This window comes from Niastella yeongjuensis, assembly GCF_900110245.1.
Lineage (GTDB): Bacteria > Bacteroidota > Bacteroidia > Chitinophagales > Chitinophagaceae > Niastella > Niastella yeongjuensis.
Genome location: NZ_FOCZ01000008.1, coordinates 109719 through 133774 on the forward strand (window position 1 = coordinate 109719; position 24056 = coordinate 133774).

Consider the following 24056-nt stretch of genomic DNA (forward strand, 5'->3'; position numbering starts at 1 on the left):
TTGACTACTTACCTGTAGGTAGGTAACTTTGTGGAATAATATTTTGGAGCATGTTAGCTAATACAACGAAAGAAAAAATAGTGGAACTGGGTAGAGGATTTATTCAACATGGAGGGTATCATCAATTTAATTATAAGCAGATTGCCACTGAGCTTAATATTAAGAACGCTGCCATACATCATTATTATCCATCTAAAGAAGATCTGGGCCTTGCAGTAATTGAAAAAGACAAGCAGTATTTTGAGCAGATGAACAAACGTGTAGAAGATAAAATCCCAATGGAAAAAATTGAGGCTTTATTTAAGATTTACTATGATTACTTTAACGATGGCAACAAAATATGTATTATAGGTACATTTAGTTCTGCCTACAATGAAATTCCGGAAAAGATACAGAAAGGTGCAAAAGATTACCTTGAGCTTGTAAATAAATGGCTCATCACTACATTTGAGTCAGGACGTAAATCTGGTCATTTTAAATTTAAGGGAACTGCTAAGGATCTTGCCGATTTTTGGGTGGCAACGCTTACGGGCGCTATACAGATCGGTCGGATCCGTGGGGCTGGGTATTTCAGACAAATACTAAAAAATCTGAAAATGACATTAGATTCAGATTGCTAATATTATGGTAGTTTCATCTGTTAACCCACAGAATATATCTTAAAATGTTAATTTAAGGCTGTTTTATATTTTCAATAAAGAACAAAAAATCAACAAAGGATTCGATGGAAGTCCCAAGCGAATGGTCAGGTCTGATCACTTGCTTTTTTTGTTTTAGGAATATCTTGATTGTCAAAAATATATCTCACGTTTTTGGTCGAGTCATCTTCATCGTCGTCTACTACGAAAATGTTCAATGGGTTGGTATGCATTTTTATAAGGAATCATAGCTTGGTCGGTTTGCTATCCTAAATGTATTAGCGGCACCTGCAAAGGTGTTAAGCTGTTGTAGTGTTGCTTTTTTGTTTAATTGCCTACGGGTATTTGGCTTGCTCTGGACAAACTGAATTTAATTATTAAACATTCGCCTTTTACTTAAAGGCTGCTAGAAATTATAAATTTTAGCAATATAAGCTGCTATTATTTTGGATAGCGTGATAAAATAATTAAACCTTGCATATACACAATTAATTTCAATTAAAATGTGGGAGAACTTAACTTATAAAACAGCAAACAATTTAGTTCCTCCGATTGATATTTGTCTAATACGGAAGCCAATGGGCCACCTATTACGGACGAATTGTTCTGGTCATAATTGGGTGCTACATAGTAAAAGCGTATGCGATTGTAAAGCTGGCAGCAGCAAGGGCTAAATTGTTTTATGAAATATTATTTATTGTTAACGTTTCTAATGCCGCTTGTAGTCAATGCCCAAAATGATTCCATTATTTTCAGGAATGGAAATACTATGATTGGTGAAATGAAATCATTGCAAAACGGGGTTCTTACAGTTCGGACTGGTTATTCGAAAAATGATTTTACTATCAAGTGGTTGGAAATTTATAAGATAATGTCAAACACAAGATTGTTGTTGACATTGAAAGATGGCCGTCGCATAAATGGCAGAATCCAAAGCAATGCTGACGGAACTCAGGTAATCATAAGCGATGAAGGAATGTCTGACCTGACAATAAAATTGGATGATATCGTTTCTTTTACCGGTTTGAAATCAGCATTTTGGAGTCGATTTAAAGCGAGTATAGATATCGGTGTAAGTTTTACCAAAGCCAATAATTTGAAACAGTTTTCTGGCCGTAGTGCGGTGGGCTACCTTGCAGATCGTTGGCAGCTTGATGCAAATTTTAATACCCTCAATTCAAAACAAGATAGCATAACTGATACTAAAAGAACTGATGCGGCTATCTATTACAAATATTTTCTACAGCACGATTGGTTCCTTGGAACCTCTATAAGTTTCCTGTCCAATACAGAACAGGCATTGAAACTTCGAACAACGGGCAAGTTAGGTGCCGGTAAACTAATTGTACATACTAATAAAACATATTGGGGTATCGGAACGGGTTTGTCTTTTAACAACGAAAGCTTCACAAATGAAACTACGGGAAGAAACAGCCTTGAAGCATATTTTGGTACTGAACTGAATTTATTTGATATCGGCGACTTCTCGCTATTATCTAACTGGTACGTATATCCTTCGCTAACAGAATCCGGGCGATGGCGCTCAGATTTTCAACTCGATGCCAAATATGCGTTCTTAAAAAACTTTTACTTTAAAGCCGGAACGACTGTCAATTATGACAATGAGCCTGCAGTTGCCGGAAAGGAATTTGACTATGTAGTTCAATTTACCATTGGCTGGCAATTGTAAAATATCACCCAGTTGAGCGCCTATACAAAAACGGTGACATTGTAAAGAAGCGGGAAATAATTGGTTCGAGATATCCCGAAAATTTGACAATTTACGGATTTGGAGTTCGAGCGCCCGACTAAATGAAACCGTTTCAGTGCTCATACAATTGAGCTACGGGCATAAAAAAAGCTTCCCGAATATCGAGAAACTTCTTTCGTGACCCCGTTGATACAATTTCCAATAAATTTTTAGGTGACTTAACTAGGCTAGCAAAGATTGCGGTTTAACACCCAATGCTTTGCGGGCCTTTTTTGTTTATGGGTGACTAATTGCAAACTTAAACCTGTGAGTATGGAAAAATTAAATTGTGAGTTGGTCAAACGGCTCGACCTGGTCGAATATTTGGCGTTTTTAGGGCATCAGGCCGAAAAGGTCAGAAACGGAGAAAAATCATTTAATTCGGCTTTGATTAAAGGACTGTTTTTACAGAAAGCACAACCGATGTACCCTCCACTCCGTGCTGAAATATCATTCACTCTTATATAGGCAAGATCTGAGCCCACATTTTTGTCTTTCAGTCATCAACTACTATTGTTGATAATGCTCGCGTTGAGCATTATCATCAGGTCCTCATCTTCGAGGTCTTCAGATACAATGGTTAGTTTAACCGATGTTCTATCTCTCGTATTGAACGAGTTATTAATAGACTGAAGGCTCTCGAAGTAACTCAACCGGGATGCAGTATTGTAATTCAGCATCCTTTTTTTTGATGTGCAGAATGGTGGGAAGCACTCGTCGGTCGTGTCTCTAATATGTATTCAAATAAGACTTGATAAAGTACTATTAACTGTTATACGGGTGGATGGAATCGCTATTTTTTGCGATAACTCTTGATCAACAGCATGATATAAAATTATAAGGTATGAAAAAATCATTTAGTTGTTTTACAGGTTGGGTGTTGATATCAGCAATTGCCATGGGCCAGTCACAGAATACTGCTATAAATCCTGTTCCGGTTAAAGAACATTATACTGTATCCGGGGGATTGTTAGGAGCCTATAATTATAGTCAGTTGCGTGTTTCTGATAATGATAACGTGAAGTATGACTGGCGGTCAGGATGGGCAGCAGGTTTATGGGTAAATTTTTCTGTATCGAATAATTTTTCCATCGAGCCGCAAGTGGCTTATAAATCATTAGAATATAAAAGTGATGAGACTGCATTTTTTAATAATGGCACCGTTGATTATATATCAGTGCCCGTGCTTTTTAAATTTCATTTTGGGCGCAACCTGGCATTATTATTAGGTCCTGAATTTGATTTCGCAACCAAAGTTGAAGACGACAATAATACCTATGATAAGGAAGACATCACGAACACAAGCATTAACGGTACAGCAGGATTAGAATTATTTCCACATGGAAGGTTTTCTGTTTATGTCCGTTATTTTCATGGATTCACGGACATGAACGATGCTGACAATTCAAATACGGTTGGCGAATTTTATAATCAGGGTGTGCAAGCTGGGTTAAAATTCAAACTATTCGGAAAGCATATACTGGCTGACACAGATGGTGATGGGATTAAAGACAAAGATGATAAGTGTCCTGGTGTAGTTGGTTTAACGCGATACAATGGTTGTCCTATACCTGACACAGATGGCGACGGTGTAAATGATGAGCAGGATAAATGTCCAAACCAGACGGGGCTGGCCAAGTACCAGGGTTGTCCTATACCTGACACGGATGGCGACGGTATAAATGATGAACAGGATAAATGTCCCAATCAGGCAGGCGTAGCAGACTACCAGGGTTGCCCGATCCCAGATACTGATGGTGATGGTGTTAAAGATGATGTGGACAAATGTCCAAATCAGGCTGGTTTAGAAAAATACCAGGGTTGCCCGATACCTGACAGTGATGGAGATGGCATTAATGATGAAGAAGACCGTTGCCCTAATGAACCAGGTGTTCCTGAAATGAAAGGCTGTAAGGCAATAGAAAAATTTGAAGCAAACAGGGTTACATTTGCTACTGGCAAATCAGTGCTGACGCCGCAGGGTAAAAAGGAACTGGATATAGTCATTGCTTTTATCCAACGTGCGCCGGAAGGACTGAAGATCAGCCTCGTTGGCCATACGGACAGCACCGGTTCTGATAAGATAAACGTACCACTCTCGCAGGCAAGGGCCGATGCAGCAAAAGCATATCTCGTTTCAAAAGGTATTGATCAATCAAGGATCGCAACTGAAGGACATGGTTCATCAGAGCCTGTGGCTTCGAACAAAACAAAAGCTGGCAAAACGTTAAACAGAAGAGTAGAAGTGACTATTCAGTAATTTCGGGACATGGTATATACAAAAGCCGTTTCCTATTAAATGCACAAAGAACCAAATACGGGAGGCTATAATAAAACGAGTTTCTACTACGAAAATGTTCAATGGGTTGGTATGCATTTTTATTACCGCCAGGCTATAAGTGTTGCAGCCATCGAACAGTTTCTGCCCTCCTTGTCTGCCTCCGACGAATCTACTCGAAACCTCATAATTTTTTTAGAGAACGATTAAGTAAATTCAGTTTGTGCAGCTTTCTTCATCAGTTTTATCCTGTTCTATATATAGTAAAGCTGCTATCAGGGCTTTGCAGGTGCCGCATTATGTTTAACTGTTAAGTCATATTTCTATTTAAAACAATTCGTACTTTTTCCTTATCAGGGAGAAAATTGAACAAAAGATTATGCGAAGCAGCTTGAAATATCCTGCAATAATTATTCTTTTTTTATTGGTAAGGGAAGCCTGCTTTTCTCAGAACGATTCAGCCGGGAAAAAACCAGCGTATGACTCCATACAGCCAGTTTATGACTCTATAGAAATCAAACACGATTCGGCTACAAACAGGCTGTTTAATTACATTAAAATTTTTGGCGACAGTGAGCGAAGGAAAAATCTTCTTGAATATAGTGAAGATACCATAGCAACAAGGCAGGATGAAACTATTGAATTAATAAAAAAACTGACTTTGGAGGCGCAGAGCTATCTGGAGAATGGCATCGACACAACTGGATTGACTGATGAATTAAAAAGGATCAGGCTGTGGTACGAAATTACAAGCGACGGAGTATTCATCAATACAGGTTCCATACAAACCCATCGAAATCTGGAAACATCTTATAAGATTATAAGGGAATTGTTGATCCGGACCACAGCAAGGAAATTGTCACTGGATAATTATTATAAAAGTTTGGCAAATTTTAGAAATGAAATAGATTCTCTTTATCAACAAGAAATATTATACAGGTTTTCTTCCGATTCCGCGGTGTTAATGCGTTATGTGGAAAGGTTGACTGTTGTTTCGCAGGAGATCAAACCAATCGACAGTTCCTTAAAAAAGACCTTAATAAATATATCAGAGTTGCAACCAACCGTAAATTTACTAGTGACTAAATTGGCTGCAAGTATTGAACAGATCGAGCTCTTTCAACAAAGGCTTTCCGCCAATACATTCAAACGTTCATCCAATAATCTGGGTGGTCCCGTGACATACAGTCGCCCATTTAACGAGATCATTACTTTTTCAATGATCAAAGCAAAGTTGTCGTTTGTATTTTATGTGAAAAATGAAATGGGGAAGATCGTGCAGCTGTGTATACTTGTTATTGTGTGCTCGGTTTTCCTGTTCAATTTAAAAAGAAACGTGCAAAGGCGAAATCTGCTGAACAGCAATGCTCCGGAGAACCTGGTGCTGAAACACCCCTTTCTATCGGCTTTATTCATTGTCTTGAATATTTTCCAGTTCTTCTTCATTGACCCACCATTTATTTTTTCTGTATTGATATGGATACTAACTGGCCTGTCAATGACCTTCCTGCTAAAAAATAGTATTGCCAGGTATTGGCTTGTTGCCTGGTTGATCCTATTCGTTCTTTTTCTTTTTGCATGCTTTGATAACCTCATTTTACAGGCGACAAGATCTGAAAGGTGGATAATGGTAGTGCTGTCAGGCGTTGGTGTAATTTCTTGTACTACGGTAATAGTAAATGGGCCAAGGATTCAGCTCAAGGAAAAATTACTGATCTGGTTTCTTGGCTTTGCAGTGCTCATGCAAGTAGCGGCTATTCTATCAAACGTATACGGGAGGTATAATCTATCCAAAACATTTCTCACAGCCGGCTTTTTTAATGTAGTGCTGGCGATATTATTTTACTGGGCGCTGCAGTTTATAATCCGGGGGCTTGCTCTCACTGCCCGTGTGTATAACAAGCCAGACAGACAGTTATTCAATATAAATTTTGATCCTGTAAGTGGTAAAGCTCCCCCAATATTCTATGTGCTCCTTTTTGTAGGATGGTTTGCTTTATTTGCCCGGAATTTTTACGCTTCAAAATTTATCTCTGACCCAATAAAGAATTTCATTTTGGAGAAAAGAACAATTGGCGAATTTTCCTATACTATTGGAAGTTTGTTTGAGTTTATTCTGATTCTCTATGTGTCAGGAATAATCTCAAGGACAGTTGCATTTTTCGCTGCAGGGGAAACCACTACGCAGGAGAGCACTGGCAGGAAACGTGGATTAGGCAGTTGGCTATTGATTATTCGAATTTCAATTATAAGTATTGGCTTATTAACAGCTTTAGCCGCAGTTGGCGTACCAATGGACAGGCTTACCATCATTTTAAGTGCATTAAGTGTTGGTGTTGGCTTTGGGTTACAAACCCTGGTCAACAATCTGGTAAGTGGTCTTATTATTTCATTTGAAAAACCGGTCAGCGTTGGCGATATTGTAGAGATAGGTAAGCAATCGGGAGTAGTAAAATCAGTTGGATTTCGAAGTAGCATTATCACAACATCCGACGGGGCTAATGTAATAATACCTAACGGGGATTTGCTAAACCAGCACCTCGTTAACTGGACGCAGGAAAACCCTTCCAGAGCGGTTAATATAACTGTAGCTGTAGCATATAGCACCAACCTTGAGCAGGCAATTAAGATATTAAAAGCGCTACCTGGGAAGGATGAAAGGATTCTTGCTATTCCGGAGCCTACTGTAATGATCAGGCAGTTTACGGGTAGTTCAATTAATATTCAATTATTTTTTTGGGTAAAAAATATAAACGATTCGGAAGCAGTAAAAAGTGATATTTTTTTGGCAATTGATAGTGCCTTCAAAGAACATTCAATCGGAATGCCCTTATACAATAAGAATGATAGTTGATTAAGTTGTTGTGACGGGTAATTATAATATTAGTTTATTTAAGTGAGCAGAATAGAGTTAAGCGGTCCTTTGCTTCCTTTTATAAATGCACGCAAAACCAGGCACATAGGACTCATATTGCCTGTTTTGGTAAATTGATGCATAAAAAAGTTGGTTATTCCATCCCTTAGAAACTTTTATTTATAATATTGTTATAGGTAAAAAAACAATCTCTATTCTAATACTGAAATTTGTACTGCCTGTTTGGCTCTGTATCCCCATCTGTTAGGAACGTTTAATGGAATAAAAGGCAATATAACAATGAACAAATTTTATAACAATACACCTGGTACTCATTCAGCACGAGCATATAGTATGAATGCCAGGGAGCTTGCATTCCTGTTCCTTTTTATTTTTAATTCCTGTAATGACTCAGCAGAAAAGGAAGGCAATAAAAATGATGTTTCAGATACCACAAAGCAGGTAACAGCATTGGACACAACAGGATCGGATACAACAGCGTTACAAGATAAAACAGCTAAACTGCAGGATAGCTTTCTCACTATGCTTCGCAAAGCTCAAAAGCCCTATGTTGGCGACTTCGACACCATGCTGAAGCGCCGTATCATCCGTGTACTCGTTCCCTATAGCCGCACGCTCTTTTTTAATGATATGGGTAGGGAACGTGGCATCACTGCAGACAACTTCAGGGAATTCGAGGGATATTTAAACAAAAAATATTACAAGAAGCCCCACAAAATACCTTTCACAGTTGCTTTCATTCCAACGCCACGCGATCGTTTGATTCCTGGCGTTGTTGAGGGACAGGGTGACATTGCTGCCGGGAATCTCACCGCGACAACCATGCGCTTGCAGCAGGTTGACTTCGTGGCGCCAAAGGAGCAAGGAAGGGTATCAGAACTTGTACTTACCCGCAAACAGGATCCTCCTATTACGGGCGTAGAGCAATTGTCGGGCAGAACGGTTGATGTGCGAAAATCTTCGAGTTACTTTGAAAGCCTGCAAGCGCTTAATAAAACGCTCACTGCGAAAGGTAAAATGCCTGTTAAGCTAACCATTGTGTCTGAAAACCTCGAAGATGAGGACCTAATGGAAATGCTCGACGCGGGCATTATTTCAACCATTGTAGTGGATGACTGGATGGCAAAAATGTGGGCACAGGTACTGCCTAATATTAGAGTGAATGATGTTGCTGTGCGGAGTGAAGGGTACATCGGTTGTGCTTTTCGTAAAAGCAGCCCCTTACTTACAGCCGAATTGAAAGATTTTTACTACCGGTATGAGAAGCAACTAGCCAGTATGCCATATCGCCTTAAGAAGTATTACCGGCAGGTTAAACTGCTGCAGGACCCGACAAACTCCGACAATGCAAAACGCTATAAAGAGATCGTTCGTTTGCTCGAAAAATATGGGGACAAATTTGACTTCGATCCCTTAATGCTTGCAGCTATAGGATTCCAGGAGTCCAAACTTGACCAGAAAACCCGAAGTCAGGTAGGAGCGATTGGTGTTATGCAGGTAATGCCCAGTACAGGCAAACAAATGAAGGTGGGTGACATCGCCATCACCGAGCATAACATACACGCGGGGGCCAAGTATATGGATTTACTCATGACGACGTATTTTAAGGATGCGCATTTTGACCAATTTAACAGATCTCTGTTTGCGTTTGCATCCTACAATGCAGGTCCTAATAGAATAGTAAGATTACGAAAGATAGCTGCGGAACGTGGGCTCAATCCTGATGTATGGCTCAATAACGTTGAGATTGTAGTTTCAGAAAAGATAGGCCTGGAAACTACTACCTACGTTCGAAATATTATGAAGTATTACTATTCTTATAAACTTATGCAGGAAAGGAATGAAGTGGCTCGTGACGAAAAACAAACGTTGCCGCAATAAATTTTACATTCCCCCCGATAATATTACATCCAAAGGCTAATAATTCTAAAACGTACCTTGTATGTAAAGTTTGTGTAGTTGAAGGCAACGTTTACAATAGAAAAGCCACGGTTTTTACGAGCCGTGGCTTTTCTATTGTAAGCATTTATTTGATTGATTACTTTTTTAACGAAGCCATATTAATCACGAATCTGTATTTTACATCGCCTTTCAGCAAGCGCTCATACGCTTCGTTGATCTGCTGAATGTTGATCATTTCTATGTCGGATACGATATTGTGTTTGCCACAGAAATCAAGCATTTCCTGCGTTTCTGCAATACCGCCGATCATTGAACCTGCAAAACTTCTACGGTAAGGGATCAGGCTGAATGCTTCTACCTTAAGCGGATGCTCAGGCGCGCCCACCAAAGCCAGCGAACCATCAATCCGTAACAGGTTCAGGTAAGCATTGATGTTGTGCGCTGCCGAAACGGCATCTATCACAAAATGAAGCTTACCTGCATACTTTGCCATTTGCGCCTCATCTGTTGACAACACTACATCATCGGCACCCAGGCGTTTTGCATCTGCTACCTTCGATGGGGATGTGGTAAATACAATCACTTCTGCACCCATAGCTTTAGCCAGTTTAACGCCCATGTGCCCCAAACCGCCAATGCCAACAATACCTACTTTTTTGCCGGGGCCTACGTTCCAGTGTTTCAGCGGCGAGTAGGTAGTGATGCCCGCGCACAACAATGGCGCCACGGCCGCCAGATCAAGATTTTCAGGTACCCGTAATACAAAACCTTCAGTTACCACAATGCTCTCTGAATATCCGCCAAAGGTTTGCTTGCCAAGGTGTTTGTCGGGCGCGTTATATGTTTGCGTGTGGCCTGGTTCACAATATTGTTCCAACCCTTCCTTGCAATACTCACATTCCCGGCAACTATCCACCAAACAGCCAACGGCTGCCATATCGCCGGGTTTAAATTTTGTTACATGACTGCCCACACTTACAACCCTTCCAACAATTTCATGACCAGGTACACAGGGATATATTGTGCCGTGCCATTCGTTTCTTGCCGTATGCAGATCCGAGTGGCAAACGCCGCAATATAATATTTCAATTTCTACATCATGGGGCGTGGGGGTTCTTCGCTGTATGCTCATCTGTTGCAACTGTGCATCTGCCGCTGCTGCGCCAAATGCTTTCACCGCTTTTGTTTGGATCTTTGTGCCTTCCGCTGTTGTTTTTACTGCTTCCATTTAAGAAGTTTTTTGAATTGGATAAAAATTAGGTGGTTCTTTTCAGCTTTGTTCAATACAAAGGTCATTCATCCTTTATTGAGGATGGTAATGACTATCAAACCAATGATTAAGATTTTCAAATAATTTCAGTACGCAACGTGGAAGGGGCCATTCCAGTCATGCGCTTAAAGAAGTTATTAAAGTAGGTAGGGTATATAAAACCAAGCGCATAGGCAATTTCTGCAACCGTCCAGTCGGTATGTTGAAGCAGCGCTTTTGCTTCTGTAACAATACGTTCAGCAATATGTACAGTGGTTGGTTTTCCGGTTACTTCTTTAACAGAACGGTTTAAATGGTTTACATGAACATTGAGGGCCTTTGCATAATCGTGTGCTGTTCTTAACTGAATCGGCCGATCGGCACTTTCAATCACAAACTGTCTTTCTAAAAGCTCCAGGAATACAGCGGTAATACGAGAGGCTGCGTTTTTATGCTGGTCGTAATTTTCAGAAGGCTGCAGCTTTAAAGCTTCGTGGATGATAAGATTAATATAGTTGCGAATAAGATCGTCTTTGTAAATGTAGCTGGTCTTTTGCTCATCGATCATTTTCCGGTAAATGGTATTCAAAAACTCTCGTCGTTCTTCACTGATCTTCAAAATAGGGGTGCCCCCCAATTTGAATAAAGGTGATTGTTGCAGAATTTCTGAGCGAACAGACGTTTTTAAAAACTCTTCCGAAAAAAGACAGGTGTAGCCTGAGCAGGTTCTTGAAATGGTTTCCCAGGAATAAGGAATGTGCGGGTTGCCAAAGAACAGGAGAGTGCCGTCCATCTCAAAACTTCTTTCGGCATAATGGATCCTGCTTTTGCCTGTTGTAAGGCAGATCTTATAAAAGTCTTTTCTGCTGTATATACGAGTGGCGTTGCTGTCACTTTCAATTTGATATACGTTGAAGCCTTTTAATTTAAGTTCATTATTGAATGAAGAAACGGAACGCACTTTTACTTTACCCATTCGGTAAAGTTAAGAAATTCAAGCAAGCTTTTGCGGTTATAGGCCTGGATAATCCTTCAATTACTGAATTGACTGAAGAAGTCGTACCGCTGAATATTAAGCTTATGCGGCCACAGGAGTTGTTGTAGGGAATGAATGTCTGATTTATCTCCTAACGAAAGACAGCCCCCTCCAATGCATAGGGTATTATCATTTTGGAAGACCCGATAAAAAGAATGACAACACCATTGAGCTTGATGCTACCGCCGAAGCCGCAGTCGTTAATAGTTTGAGAAAAAATGATTTGTATTGGTTCCATGCTTGCAAGTGACTGAATTTTAAACTACTTTGGTCGCCATAAATTCCCAATCTAAAAAGCTTAATCAAACCGTACTGTGAAAAAATGTTTATCGGCCTTTTTATTTCTTTTATTACAGCAATTTGCACAACAAACCACCTTTGCACAGAACAAATCAGGACCGGCCACACCGTTAGAAGCTCCCCAATACGAAAAATGGTATCCTGTATTTCTTGATCTATACGCTTCGTCCCCCGCATTTATCGACAGTAAGGGCCGGGTAAAGCTGGCTTTCGACTCTATCTACACACTGTTAGATAAAGGCCAAGCAAAAAAGAATGTATTTGAAGGGGAATACATGGTCCTTGTTAAATCGGCAAAATCAGGGAATGACGAATATTTTATTACTGATCGCAAAGGCAACCTGAAACCCTTTCCCCCAGACATAAGGGTAGTATATACGAGTGGTAACCGCGTAATTGTACAACAGCAAAAGTTGAGGAAAATGGCTATTTGGAAGACAGACTTTACACCCTTAACCCCGTTTAAGTATGATTTTATCAGACCTTATTCCGAAGGACTGGCTACGGCTGAATTGGACAACTATTATACCCTGATCGATGAACAGGGCATCGAAACTATCCCAATGGACCATGCTTTATCCAGCAAGGATAGCACAGGTGACAAACAGACTACTTATTCTAACACTGTTTCAGAAGGATTAGTTGCTTATGCCGGCGAGGGAAAGTTTGGGATAATGGACAAGAATGGAAAAAATAAAACTGCCCCCATATTTGATTTTCTGGAACCTTTTCATAACGGCATGGCATATGCAATCAAAAAGGATACCTGCGGGTATGTAAATAAAGATGGAAAGTTTGTGCTCCCTTTTAATAAAGCGCACACTTATATTACCAACTTCTCCTGCGGATTGGCTCGCGCCAGAAGTGATGATAAAGCATTCGTTTATTATATCAATACCAAAGGAAAAATGGCGTTTCCGGGAAGATACTTGTCGGGCGGTGATTTCAGCAATGGTTATGCCGTAATTTCGAACGACAAAACGCTAGAAAAAAAGCAGATCATCGATACGCACGGTAAAGTAGTATACGAAGGCTTTTTTGAAGATGCCTGGTTCGGGCCAGACATGATCGTAATTACCACGGAAACATCGTTTGCAGGATATACAGTGCAAACGAATAATTATAAATACCTGGACTATAATTTCCATACCATCTGGCAACCTGCTGCAGACAAAAGGATCATCACCAATTTGAAAGCTTTACCTGAAAGTGAATTCCCGGGAATAAAACACGCATTACTCGGTGTGATGAACTGGCATTATACCTTGAAGGACGTGGAGCCATTCCTTAATAAAGCAGCTCTTGTACAATTAAGATTGTCAGTGACCGACAGGTCGTTTGTTTTTCCTCCGGCTATTCTTAAAATGACTGACCTGGAAGACCTGGACCTTTCTTACAGCGGTCTATCTGATATCCCGGAAGATATCGGCAAATTGGTTCATCTGAAGAACCTGAAATTGGATTACACAAATGTTCAACATCTTCCCGAAAGCCTGAACCTGTTAAAAGACCTTCAATCTATCAGCGTGGTAAGCACCAAACTATCAATGGAAGAGATCATGGCATTCAAACAACACCTGCCGGGAGTAAAGATCATCATTAAAGAAAGTTTATGAAAATTAGTTCTTTAAATACCGTTTGCCTCGTGGTCCTGATTATCATTCAAGTGCCTCTCCTTGGCGTCGCACAAACAACGCCGTTGCTGGTTCCCTTTCGAAAAGGGGGGCTGTGGGGATATAGCGACACAACCGGGAAAATGATTATTCAACCCCAATTTACGGAAGCCGGTTTTTTCAAACAGGAAGATAACCTCTACTTTGCCGAAGGGAAGATCAATGGCAAAAAAGTAATTATTTCATCTGATGGAAAATTTATGGAAGACGATACGCCTGCCTCTAACATGCATATGGGTGAAATGATGGTTTTTGATAACGGTGAAAACTATGAAAAGCAGGACGACCCTTCTCTCGACAGGAATGGTTTGCATGGTTTCAGGTTCAACAGGAAAACGTACACTTTAGTGTCGTCACCGGTGTATGAGATATTTTATCATTTTTTCAATATGGACAATTGCGCGTTTGTTAGCCTGAAAAGCACTCAGAAGATTGGCGCTGTTGACAAGAGTGGTAATATCCTCATCCCATTTGAATATGAAGGTAATGTCGAAGTCATTGGCGATAAACAGCAATATGTTAAGCTGAAGAAGAATGGCAAGTACGGCATTATCTCACTCGGCAACAAACAAATGGTTCCGTTTGTATGGGAAAAGATCGAGCCGGTTAATGAGCAGAGAACCCACTTCCTTGTAAAGATGAACTTTGTCTTCAATCTTATTGATATCAACAATAAAGGGGTTTATCCAACCGAAATTTACGATGCTGTTTACAGCAACGGGTTAATACTGGCGTCTTATAATAATTCATTTGGCTATCTCAATGGCGATGGTAAGATCGTTATTCCTTTCAATTATCTCAACGCCAAAGCATTCGGCGTTGCACCCGCTGTAGAAGGTTTTGCGTGGGTGAGGAACAAGGCGGGTGACTGGTTTTTTATCGATAAGAAGGGACGAGAATATTACGCTAATTAAATTTTATTTTGCCTGCTTGTCTGATCCGGTTATTCTAACAAGCCGCCGTATACGGAACCGTACGTATGAGTGGTGTGAGATGTGGCCGTGAGCCCATGGCCACATCTCAATTGTTGATGCATATTCTTATCAATCTATTGTGTATCTCCCGACTCACCCGGATGATATACTGTGCCATCGATCCCAACGACGCAAGCTCCGGAATATACGGCGCGATTCGTCTGGAATGTCCATTTCACCACGCCGCTTGCAGCATCCATGGCCATCACCTGGCCGCCCGTTGTTCCAAAAAACACAGTGCCATTGGCCACCGTGGCTTGCGTGGCAGCGGGGTTCGCGGAAAGGCCATCAAGATACCAGATCCATGCCGACCTGCCTGTGGCCGCATTAATGGCATAGTTCTCGCCATCATTATTCCCCGCGAAGACGATGCCATTGGCATATACGGGACTGGACCACAGTCCAACGGTGATGCCGGTTGCACTCTGGTAACCCATATATTGAATGCCATTAGAGGCGAAATTCCATTGGAGTGCACCCGTTGCACTGTCAAGAGCATAAATAGAGCCATCAAAGTCACCGCTGAAGACTTTACCGGCAGCAACGGTCGGCGAAGTACTGCCACCATGCTCGCGATTGTAATAGTGCCATTTTTCCGCACCGTTGAAGGCATCCAGCGCCACCACAGTATACCCTTCCTGCCCTGCATAAACCACACCGTTCACCACCGCAGGGTTCGACCGACCAAGCCCACCACTCTGATAGCCCCATACCAATTTACCCGTGGTTACATTGATAGCGCCGACAGAAAAGGAACCAAGGTAGGTAGACACGTATACCATACCGTTGGCGACTGTTGGACTCTCGACAACGTTCACCAGGTCGTTCGTATAATATTGCCAGTTCACGTTGCCTGTTGCCGTATCAAGGGACACGAGGTTGGCGGCGCAATAAACAAACACTGAACCGCCACTCACCGTTGGACAGGAATACACCGGCTGGCTGAACCCATGCCTCCATTTCAGCGAACCTGTAGCCGAATCGACCGCATAGAGATAGCCGTTGCCACTTCCTACATAGACGGTGCCAGCAGCCAGCGTGGGACTGCTGCGGATGGATCCGCCCATGCTGAACTTCCAGCATTGTACGCCCGTTGAAGCATCGATCGCATAAAGATTGCCGTCGTCTGACCCAATATATAGCAGCTTATTCTGGACAACACTAACCCTGTATTCTTTTATAGAGCCATCTTCTGCGGTAACATTATAAAATACCGGCTGTGTAAAATCTTTTTTTTCGCCTGAGTTGGGACTAAGCCGCACGCCGGTATAGGTAACATAGGGAGTAAGGCCACTCAACGGTAGCGGACCGCTATAAGGGACGGTGATCGTATCGTTGGTAATGATGCCGTTGATGGTTGTACTAAGTCCCGGGTTCTCCTGAGGTCGCAGTTGAAAGGAAATGATCGACTTGTCAGTGGACTGATTCCGTACCACCACCACCCAGGTGTGGAGCATGCCATTTTGGGCTGTCACGGTATAGCGCACGGGCGTCGAAAAATCCTGCGGCGTTTTGTCTGCTGGCGACAGGCTGGCGCCCTGGTACGTGATCGTAGGCACAAGACGCGTGAGCTGGATGCCCGGAGGCACCAGTACACTGATAGTGTCTTTGCCTATCACTCCATCGACATCCACGGTGAGCCCCGTATTAAGGGTGCGGGTAAAAGTAAAAGCTTTGATAATATAAACAGATGAGGAGGGGTCGTGGTGATCGCTCTTTTTACAACCAGCGATAAGCACACCGGTAGCCACCACTAACAGGCATAGGGTATGAAATAAACGCATTGAGGCAGGGTATTTGTCTGACAAGATACGAAAAACAATTTGTATGCGGTCAGGTCAAAGCCGACCTGCGCCACCGTTCCTGGTGATCTGGGTAACCTGAATTCCATTCCGGTTTAATATTCGAACAGCCAGGTCTACAGAAACTTAATTGTTAATCCTCCATCTCTTGGTTCGATAATTCTCTTAAGTGGAGCGGTTATAAAAAGCCCCTCAATTTTTGAGAGGCTTTTTTATTTGGTAACGTGAACCTATGAATCTATTAATTAGCTTTTATTTCTTCCCACCCACTCGGAAAACGAAACCTGCACTTGCATTGGCATGCTTGGGAAATATATAATAGAGACCATTGCTTGTGTTGTTTCCGGTACCAACCGTATAAGCATAACCAACTTCACCTTTTAATGCCAGCCAGCTGTTGAGATAAAACAATGACCCGGCGCCGGCGCCAACGCCAACACCGAATTGCGTAGGTGCTGCATACTTGGCATCTGTATCTTCACTGGTCGATTCTTTAACGCCACCCGCGAACTGAAAAATGATATTGGCTATTACATAGGGTTTTATTTTTCGGTCTGCATCATTTGATAATAAATATGAACCGAGATTTATTTGAAAAATGAATGTCGGTTTTGTTGTGCCATCAACGAGTGCATCTAAATTATTATGATCTAAGGTCCAGAATTGAAATTCATGTTTGGGAATATATTGCAGCTCATATCCGCCAATGAAGCGTTTGCCTTCTGTTTCGCTTCCAACAGAGAGGGAATATCCCATTTTCGTTCCAATGCCTTCGCCCATGGCGTAAAAGCGGGTGCCTACACCATAAGTCCGGCCTTCTTTTCCAAAGTAATTGGCCTTTTTATATTGTGCGAAGCTATTGATACCAATAATCAGGATTAACAGGGTTAAATTGATCTTTTTCATCGTTTGTAGGGTTGTTATTATTTGGCTTTTAAGAGGATGTATTTGAAGGTACTGTTATAACCTGCGTCAATAAACGCCAGCATATCATTCCATTTGGCTGCTGGTATATTTTTTGCTTTATAACATTTTATGATATTGATATTCACCGTTCCGTTCTCTTCCTTTGCATTGCAGATAAAGCTGCCGGCTTCATTATCTACCTTTTTATTTAATTCAGTCAATCCTTCGGCTGTATAACCGGCTGGTATTTTAAACTGAATGTTCCAGGTATAGGTTTTGGGGGAACGTACATCGATATCATATTTACGTACTCTTTCCTCTTTTTTGATCTGTAACTGCGAGCCTGTTAAACCTGAGAGATTCACCAGGTATTTTTTACCTGCTTTTCTGGTAAAATCCGTCAACTCGAATTCTTCTTTACAGGTTAGTATATTTTTCTTTTGGGTGCGTCCGTCGTTCACTACCGTAAAACGCACATTGGAAACCGGCTGATTGAACTCGCGCTCCAGCGATTCTTTTACATATTCGGGCTTCTGTGTATTGTACTCCTCTTTTAAAGAGCGTACGGAGTTGTTGTATTCGTCAACCTGTTTGCTTTTCATCTTTTCTGTTGGGTCTGCACCGCCATAATTCTTATAATCATCTAACATGTAGGTGGTGTATTTTAATGCTGCGGAAATGTTCTTTGATTTTTGAATGCCCCTGTAGGAAGAGGTGCGGGTGATCTGCATCTTTTTCATATCTGCTAACAACTCAGCGCTGATGTTGTATTCGATAGTATTGTCGGCTGTATTTGTTCCGGGCAATGTAAATGGTTTTATCTCCGGAATACCGTTCTTTTTGGCCGGTTTATTAATAATGTATGCTTCGTTGTTCAACAGGTTTTCTTCCAACTCGGCTGGGTTTGAATAATCAGTCAGGTTAAAGTAAAGTTTGTCCCCTCTTTTAATTATGTACCTGATCTCTTGTTCAAACAACACCTGGTTCAGCTGACCAATATTGTTATTGATGGTTATGATAAGGTCTGATTTAATGTCACGCTGATACAACAAGGAGCCAAAGATGTATGCGAATTTTTTATCGCTCAAATAGTCGCGCATAAATACCACCTTATTCCGCAACAGGTAATAGGCCATATCGATATATTGCTGTTCTGGCATTTTTTTGCCATCCAGTTTAACCAACTCGCTCCACAGTTGGTCAATATACAACTGGGTGGTATAATAGTAACTTGAAAAAGGCTGGTCACCAACCATTTCATAATCTTCCCATGCTTTGCGAGCCAGTTCTTCTTTACTAAAACCGGTTTTCACTTCGCCTTTTACGCCTACCAACGCCCCTTTTACATCATCGCGATTGGAATAGATAACCTGGAATTTAACCAGCGGGTATTGTAAAAATGGACTGACAAAATTTACATCTTTTTCTATATCCCTGTCTTTGTCTATAAATACATACCGAAAAAAACCTTCAGTAGTACTTTCTTTCTTAAAGACCGGTGCGCCATTCAGGGAAAGTGATTTAAAAAAGGCCTTATCATCCGTTTCTATAGCAATCTCATTGTACAGTATTGGATATTCCTTGTTACAAACTTCATAATTGGGGCTGAATTCAATGTAACCTGAAGTGGTTACATCGAGTTTACTTTTTGTAGTAGTTACGTATTCCAGTATGTCGCCGGGTTCCAGGTTGCTTACAGGCACTTTGTAATACTGGTAACTTGAACGGCCTACTTCCTGATCGAAATAGCTTTTGAAGTATTCAGGAATATCGGCGTTACCTTCCACACCCACTGCATTTTTCAGATCGATATTAATTGCAGTATCTCCAGGTTTGGTTATACGGGCAATAAAGCCATCTTCTTTTGAACCATAACGGAAGTAGATCTCAGAAAAAGCGTTTACGGCGTTGTTGTCGTTCAACCTGATCTTAAAATGTGTTTTCTCAAAAAAATACAGGCTACGTTCGCGGCGGGAGAAAAAACCACCGCTGCTTTTTCTGTCGAACAAGATGTTACGGGAGTATCCTATAACAACAGCCGAATTATTATTCCATTTAGCGGGTGTTGTGTTATTATTAAAAACCTGGGGTTGTTCTGTCAGCATGAGGCTGGCATTTTTTTCGATCACATCCAGAAAGTCTTCATCAATATAACTTTGGGCCAATGTGCGGGATGTTTGGCAAATACACAACAAGGCTATAATAAAAGCAACTGTTGCATGCGATTTATTGTTATTCATGGCGCTGGTTATTTAGTGGTAACACTGAAAAAGTAGCTACTGAACGTTTTGATTGATTCAAGGAATTTTTTCCAGTTGTCAAAGTCTGAAAAATTTATGGTACTATTCTTTAAAACGAGCGTTTTTTTAAGGGTGATCTTATTGCCCGATACCACATATTCGCCGGTAAATTCGTAACCATTTTGTTTCAGCTCAATCTTTTCCGGAACGTCAGCAAATTGCTGGCCGTCAGATATTGTTAATGAGAACTCGTCTTCAAAGCTCAATACATAGTCGAAATCGTACCCGCTTTTTCTTTTTTCATCAGGCATATATCTTTCCAGTGTTTTGGGAAAGAAGTCGAGGTTGATGTATTTATTACCCGAGATACTTTGTACTGTGTTGTTTAAAACAATGTTGCCTGAAATGGTCACGGGGATATCTCTATTGGTGAGGTCACTTGTTTTTATGTCCGATGCCTCCACATTGTCGTTATTAAATTCAAGATAACCGTTCAGGAATTTGTCGCGGCCTGAGATGGGCAGGGCCTGATAGAGCTGATGAAAATCCTTGCGCTCATTGCCGGTAAGCTTTACGTTTACATAACCATTGAGCAAATCATTAGTAAGGGTGAAATCGGCTTTAGTATAAATTTTATGCTCGTTGCCGGTTGTTGATGGTACTGTCTTTATCTCAAATTTATCACCATCGGCTACCAGCGCTTCTTTGCCTTGTATGCGGTAAGCGTTTTCGCCAAGAGGTATATATTTTTCTGTAGCATCTAAAAAGTATTCCTTGCCTTTATAATTCAGGGTAGTAATGGCGTGGTTGTTTACGCATAAGGCCGGCAGCGATTGTGGGTAAGGCAAATGTCTGGTGCCAATCCAGGTAAAGTGGGCATCGTAACCAGCCTGCTTTAGCAATTCGGTAAGCAGGTTGGCCATTCCTTTGCAATCGCCATATTTGTTGTTCAATACTTCCTGGGCCGATGCGGGAATATAACCCGAGTACCCATCTTCGTATGCGATGTACCTGATTTTATCCTGTAACCAATAGTAAATAGCTTTTATTTTGTCAAGGTCGTTGCTAGTGCCAGCAGTAATTTTTGCCAGGGTAGCTTTCAGCTTTTCGGGTTCGTTATTGCACATTTTGTACAACCGGTTATTCCAGTTGTATACATCGGCTGTTTTATCAAAGCCCTGTATGGATTCACCTTTAACCTGGAACGATTTAACCAGTACCACAATGTGTGGGTCGGTATAGTCGCGGCTTATTTGTTTAAATTCTTTTTTATGCGCCGGAAGTTCATGAAGGGTAAACGCATAGTTGGTGTAGCCACCCTTTTTTGTTTCTTTCTTTTCTATCTTATACCCATCAAAACAGTAGGTTTTAAATTCTACCGATAACCACTCCGGCACCTTAAATTCAAATACCTGTTCAGTAACAGGATAGGGGAGGTGAAAGAATAAGCGGGGCAGGTATTTGGCATCAGTGTATTCTTTTTTTACTGTAATGCGGGACACACTGCCTTTATCGGCAAACCGGATGGGATAATATTGAACACGGCTGTCGTCAAAGAAAATATTTTCATCGGTCAGTGAGCGGTCAATGCCGGCCCTGTCAGAAGTGACAAATTTAGAACCGTATTTAACAGCCTTCTGAAAGGCCTTTAAACGAATGAATTTATTGTAAAACTCCGGGTATGTAAGACTTGAATATTTCTTCAGAGAGAGAAATTCCATAACAGCATCTTCCTGAACGGTCACCACTTTATCTTTTAAGGTGTTCACTCCTTTGTCGAAGGTGAACAAACGGTGCGAGGAACGGCAGATCACATTGTCATCCTTGTAAACCCGGGCCAACCGGTCGGCTTCAGTTGCGTCATCGACAGCAATTTGTGCATGGCTCAGGAAGAACGTAACCAGACAAATAGAAGTAAGAAAAAGAAATCGGACGGGACGGTTGAGGCAAAAGGCTACAATTAATGGGTTTTCAGGCCTGCGGTTTCCTGCTAAGGGGTTTTTCATGTACGCATTAGTTTGGGCTGTGCAATTTTTTAAGAAATAACGCAGATGTAACGGTCTTGCAGCTTTATTATTTTGTCAGAGGGGAAGAAAATAACATAAAGCCAGTTGGAACGCCGATTTCGGGCGTTTTCCCCGTCTTTTGTTTAAAAGTTTATCGAAGTATTGCGGGTTTTCAAAATCTAATAAAAAGTATAATCCACCGAACTAATGTTTAATAGATGTCAATGACTCGTAAGGAGAATTCTGCAATCCTTTTGAAAAGTTGATAGTTTCTTTGGCTTGTTTAATTGTGCCTTCTTCTCAGGTGTAGAACAAGCTGAAATGAGAAGATAAATTGCCAGAAATAGGTGCGTCATACAAGTGTTACTAGGCATTCCCATTTAAACAATTATTCAAGATCCTTATATTGCTTATCAGTCACCTTTTGCAGCCACACCGAATTTCCTTTTTCAGCATTGGTGACGATGGCAATATGAGTAAGTTTAGTATCAGGAGAGGCTCCATGCCAATGCTCCACTCTGGGAGGACATTTTACAACATCTCCTTTTTGTATTATTCTCACTCGCATACCTCTTTCCTGATAATAACCTTTTCCTTCTATAACCAGCAAAGCCTGGCCACCTGGATGCATATGCCAATTGGTTCTTGCGCCTGGTTCAAACGTTACACTTGAACTGACACAATCCAGCGAGTCTTGAGGTTGTATCAATGGAAAAATCCAAACAGTGCCTGTAAAACGATCTGCAGGCGCTTTTTCTCCTTTGGGGAAAATGGACGTATCCTGAGCCTCTGCCTGATTAGACACGGCGACAAATAATACAATCATTAGGTAAAATATTTGTCTCATCTTATTTATTTTTAATTGCATGAGAGTAAATATCAATTCGGTCATTGGTTATTATTATTCGTTTTAACGGGTCTACGAAGATGTGAGAAGGTGAGTGAGCCCATCTTCCATTTGCCGCCCTCTTTAATATACACCTCGGTCACCATAAAAGGGTTGGTCACTTCATTTCCGCCCACTACCGCCACCAGGTCAATATCATTCAGTAGGATAGCAGTGTTACCAAACATATTGACTACGACAGCGTAAACTTCAGCTTTCTTGTACCAGATACCCCCGCTTTTAATGGTATTCAATTCCTGGGCTTTTCCCCATGTTCCTCCCATGTGAATAAACATCGATTTGTTATCAAAGAGCAGATTTAAAGAATCTACGTTTTTTTCAGCCATCCAATTCCATTTCTGTTTTGAAAGGTTGATGATTGCCTGTTGTTCTGGCGTGTTATTCGTAGCAGTTTTAATTGTTTCGGTTGGTGGCTGTTGTGCGTAGCACAATTGCACACTCATAAATACTAGAAACAGTCCGATAATTTTTGCTTTCATGTTGTTTATTTTTTTGTTTTTCATTATTTCATCCATTACGGATTATCCTGGCTTCTTACTTGGTTAATGAGACTGCCTTTTACTTTATACTTATGTTTATCATACAAGTGAAGATTTAAACATTCAGTTTTCTTTCGCCGAGCCATTTTACCATGGCCGGATCACGATGATCAAAGAAAAGGCTGGCTTTTGTATCAAGTGTTTTTATGGCTTCCATGTCGTCCGAACTCAACTCAAAATCAAAAATGTTGAAGTTCTCTTCCATCCTTTCTTTGCGAACTGATTTTGGAATCGCAATCACACCTCTTTGAGTGAGCCAGCGAAGAATAACCTGTGCAATTGATTTGTTGTGTTTCTTTCCAATTGAAAGAAGTATATCATTTCCAAAAATGTTGTTTTTGCCTTCTGCAAATGGCCCCCACGACTCTATTCGAACATTATTTTCCAGTAAGAATTTTTGTGTTTCAATTTGCTGATGAAATGGGTGGGTTTCTATTTGATTGACTGCCGGAACAATTTCATTGTGAATAATCAAATCAATAAGCCTGTCGGGATGAAAGTTGCTTACACCTATTGCTCTTATCCGGCCCTCTTTATACAAATCCTGTATGGCTCTCCATTCTCCATATACATCTCCGAATGGCTGATGAATAAGATACAAGTCGAGGTAATCTAATTGTAATCGCTTTAGCGAATTTTCAAAAGCCTTCTTTGTTCCGTCATAGCCATTTGATTGTATCCAAAGTTTTGTAGTAATAAACAGGTCCTCTCTGAGTACACCACTTTTTTTAATGGCCTTTCCTACTGCTTCTTCGTTGCCATAAGACTGAGCAGTATCAATTAAGCGGTAACCTGTAGTTATTGCATCTAATACGCTCCGTTCGCATTCTGCCAGGTCAGTTACCTGGAAAACTCCGAACCCCAGAATGGGCATTACTACGCCATTGTTCAATGTCACGTTCTGCATACTTATTTATTTAGTTATGCAAAGGTGCGGTCAATATTCTTGCCCTATAGTATATATATTACGGATTTCTCTAC

17 protein-coding genes are annotated in these 24056 nt (G+C 41.0%); 8 read left to right on the forward strand and 9 right to left on the reverse strand.

Going from position 1 to position 24056, the window contains the following annotated elements; genetic code table 11:
• The first annotated feature begins 50 nt into the window (after positions 1–50).
• From BMX95_RS21715 to BMX95_RS21745, 6 genes are all read left to right on the forward strand, one after another.
• Positions 51–620, forward strand: coding sequence for a TetR/AcrR family transcriptional regulator (locus BMX95_RS21715; RefSeq protein ID WP_081200510.1), 570 nt, complete (start codon positions 51–53; stop codon positions 618–620).
• A gap of 700 nt (positions 621–1320) precedes the next feature.
• A complete protein-coding gene (locus BMX95_RS21720; RefSeq protein ID WP_081200511.1) occupies positions 1321–2328 on the forward strand; it encodes a DUF481 domain-containing protein in 1008 nt (335 codons plus the stop codon).
• Between the two features lie 333 nt (positions 2329–2661).
• Positions 2662–2856, forward strand: coding sequence for a hypothetical protein (locus tag BMX95_RS21725; RefSeq protein WP_081200512.1), 195 nt, complete (start codon positions 2662–2664; stop codon positions 2854–2856).
• Between the two features lie 376 nt (positions 2857–3232).
• Positions 3233–4648 (forward strand): OmpA family protein, encoded by a 1416-nt coding sequence (locus BMX95_RS21730; protein ID WP_081200513.1) that lies wholly within the window; start codon positions 3233–3235, stop codon positions 4646–4648.
• 397 nt (positions 4649–5045) lie between these two features.
• Positions 5046–7520 carry a mechanosensitive ion channel family protein gene (locus tag BMX95_RS21740; RefSeq protein ID WP_081200515.1) on the forward strand — a complete coding sequence of 825 codons (2475 nt, stop codon included), beginning with the start codon at positions 5046–5048 and terminating at the stop codon, positions 7518–7520.
• A 300-nt stretch (positions 7521–7820) separates the two neighbouring features.
• Positions 7821–9422, forward strand: a complete 1602-nt coding sequence (locus tag BMX95_RS21745) for an MltF family protein (RefSeq protein ID WP_207631584.1) — start codon at positions 7821–7823, stop codon at positions 9420–9422.
• A gap of 157 nt (positions 9423–9579) precedes the next feature.
• On the opposite strand, the gene BMX95_RS21750 is transcribed toward BMX95_RS21745, so the two are convergent.
• Positions 9580–10671, reverse strand: a complete 1092-nt coding sequence (locus BMX95_RS21750; RefSeq protein WP_177193709.1) for an NAD(P)-dependent alcohol dehydrogenase — start codon at positions 10669–10671, stop codon at positions 9580–9582.
• Positions 10672–10789: 118 nt separating this feature from the next.
• Positions 10790–11668 (reverse strand): helix-turn-helix domain-containing protein, encoded by an 879-nt coding sequence (locus BMX95_RS21755; protein WP_081200516.1) that lies wholly within the window; start codon positions 11666–11668, stop codon positions 10790–10792.
• Positions 11669–12042: 374 nt separating this feature from the next.
• On the opposite strand from BMX95_RS21755, the gene BMX95_RS21760 reads away from it, so the two are divergent.
• Both BMX95_RS21760 and BMX95_RS21765 read left to right on the forward strand, forming a co-directional pair.
• A complete protein-coding gene (locus BMX95_RS21760; protein ID WP_081200517.1) occupies positions 12043–13644 on the forward strand; it encodes a WG repeat-containing protein in 1602 nt (533 codons plus the stop codon).
• Positions 13641–14615, forward strand: a complete 975-nt coding sequence (locus BMX95_RS21765; protein ID WP_081200518.1) for a WG repeat-containing protein — start codon at positions 13641–13643, stop codon at positions 14613–14615. The genes BMX95_RS21760 and BMX95_RS21765 overlap by 4 nt, the downstream gene beginning before the upstream one ends.
• 134 nt (positions 14616–14749) lie before the next feature.
• On the opposite strand, the gene BMX95_RS21770 is transcribed toward BMX95_RS21765, so the two are convergent.
• From BMX95_RS21770 to BMX95_RS21800, 7 genes are all read right to left on the reverse strand, one after another.
• Positions 14750–16459 carry an outer membrane protein assembly factor BamB family protein gene (locus BMX95_RS21770; protein ID WP_081200519.1) on the reverse strand — a complete coding sequence of 570 codons (1710 nt, stop codon included), beginning with the start codon at positions 16457–16459 and terminating at the stop codon, positions 14750–14752.
• Positions 16460–16729: 270 nt separating this feature from the next.
• Positions 16730–17383 (reverse strand): hypothetical protein, encoded by a 654-nt coding sequence (locus tag BMX95_RS21775; protein ID WP_081200520.1) that lies wholly within the window; start codon positions 17381–17383, stop codon positions 16730–16732.
• Positions 17384–17400: 17 nt separating this feature from the next.
• Complete coding sequence (locus tag BMX95_RS21780) at positions 17401–19623, reverse strand: hypothetical protein (RefSeq protein WP_081200521.1); 2223 nt, start codon at positions 19621–19623, stop codon at positions 17401–17403.
• Between the two features lie 8 nt (positions 19624–19631).
• Positions 19632–21629: a transglutaminase-like domain-containing protein gene (locus tag BMX95_RS21785; RefSeq protein WP_081200522.1), complete on the reverse strand. Its 1998-nt coding sequence runs from the start codon at positions 21627–21629 to the stop codon at positions 19632–19634.
• A gap of 388 nt (positions 21630–22017) precedes the next feature.
• A complete protein-coding gene (locus BMX95_RS21790; RefSeq protein WP_242673127.1) occupies positions 22018–22521 on the reverse strand; it encodes a (R)-mandelonitrile lyase in 504 nt (167 codons plus the stop codon).
• Complete coding sequence (locus BMX95_RS21795) at positions 22518–23015, reverse strand: nuclear transport factor 2 family protein (RefSeq protein WP_081200537.1); 498 nt, start codon at positions 23013–23015, stop codon at positions 22518–22520. The genes BMX95_RS21790 and BMX95_RS21795 overlap by 4 nt, the downstream gene beginning before the upstream one ends.
• Before the next feature lie 115 nt (positions 23016–23130).
• Positions 23131–23982, reverse strand: coding sequence for an aldo/keto reductase (locus tag BMX95_RS21800; RefSeq protein WP_081200523.1), 852 nt, complete (start codon positions 23980–23982; stop codon positions 23131–23133).
• Between the last annotated feature and the right edge of the window lie 74 nt (positions 23983–24056).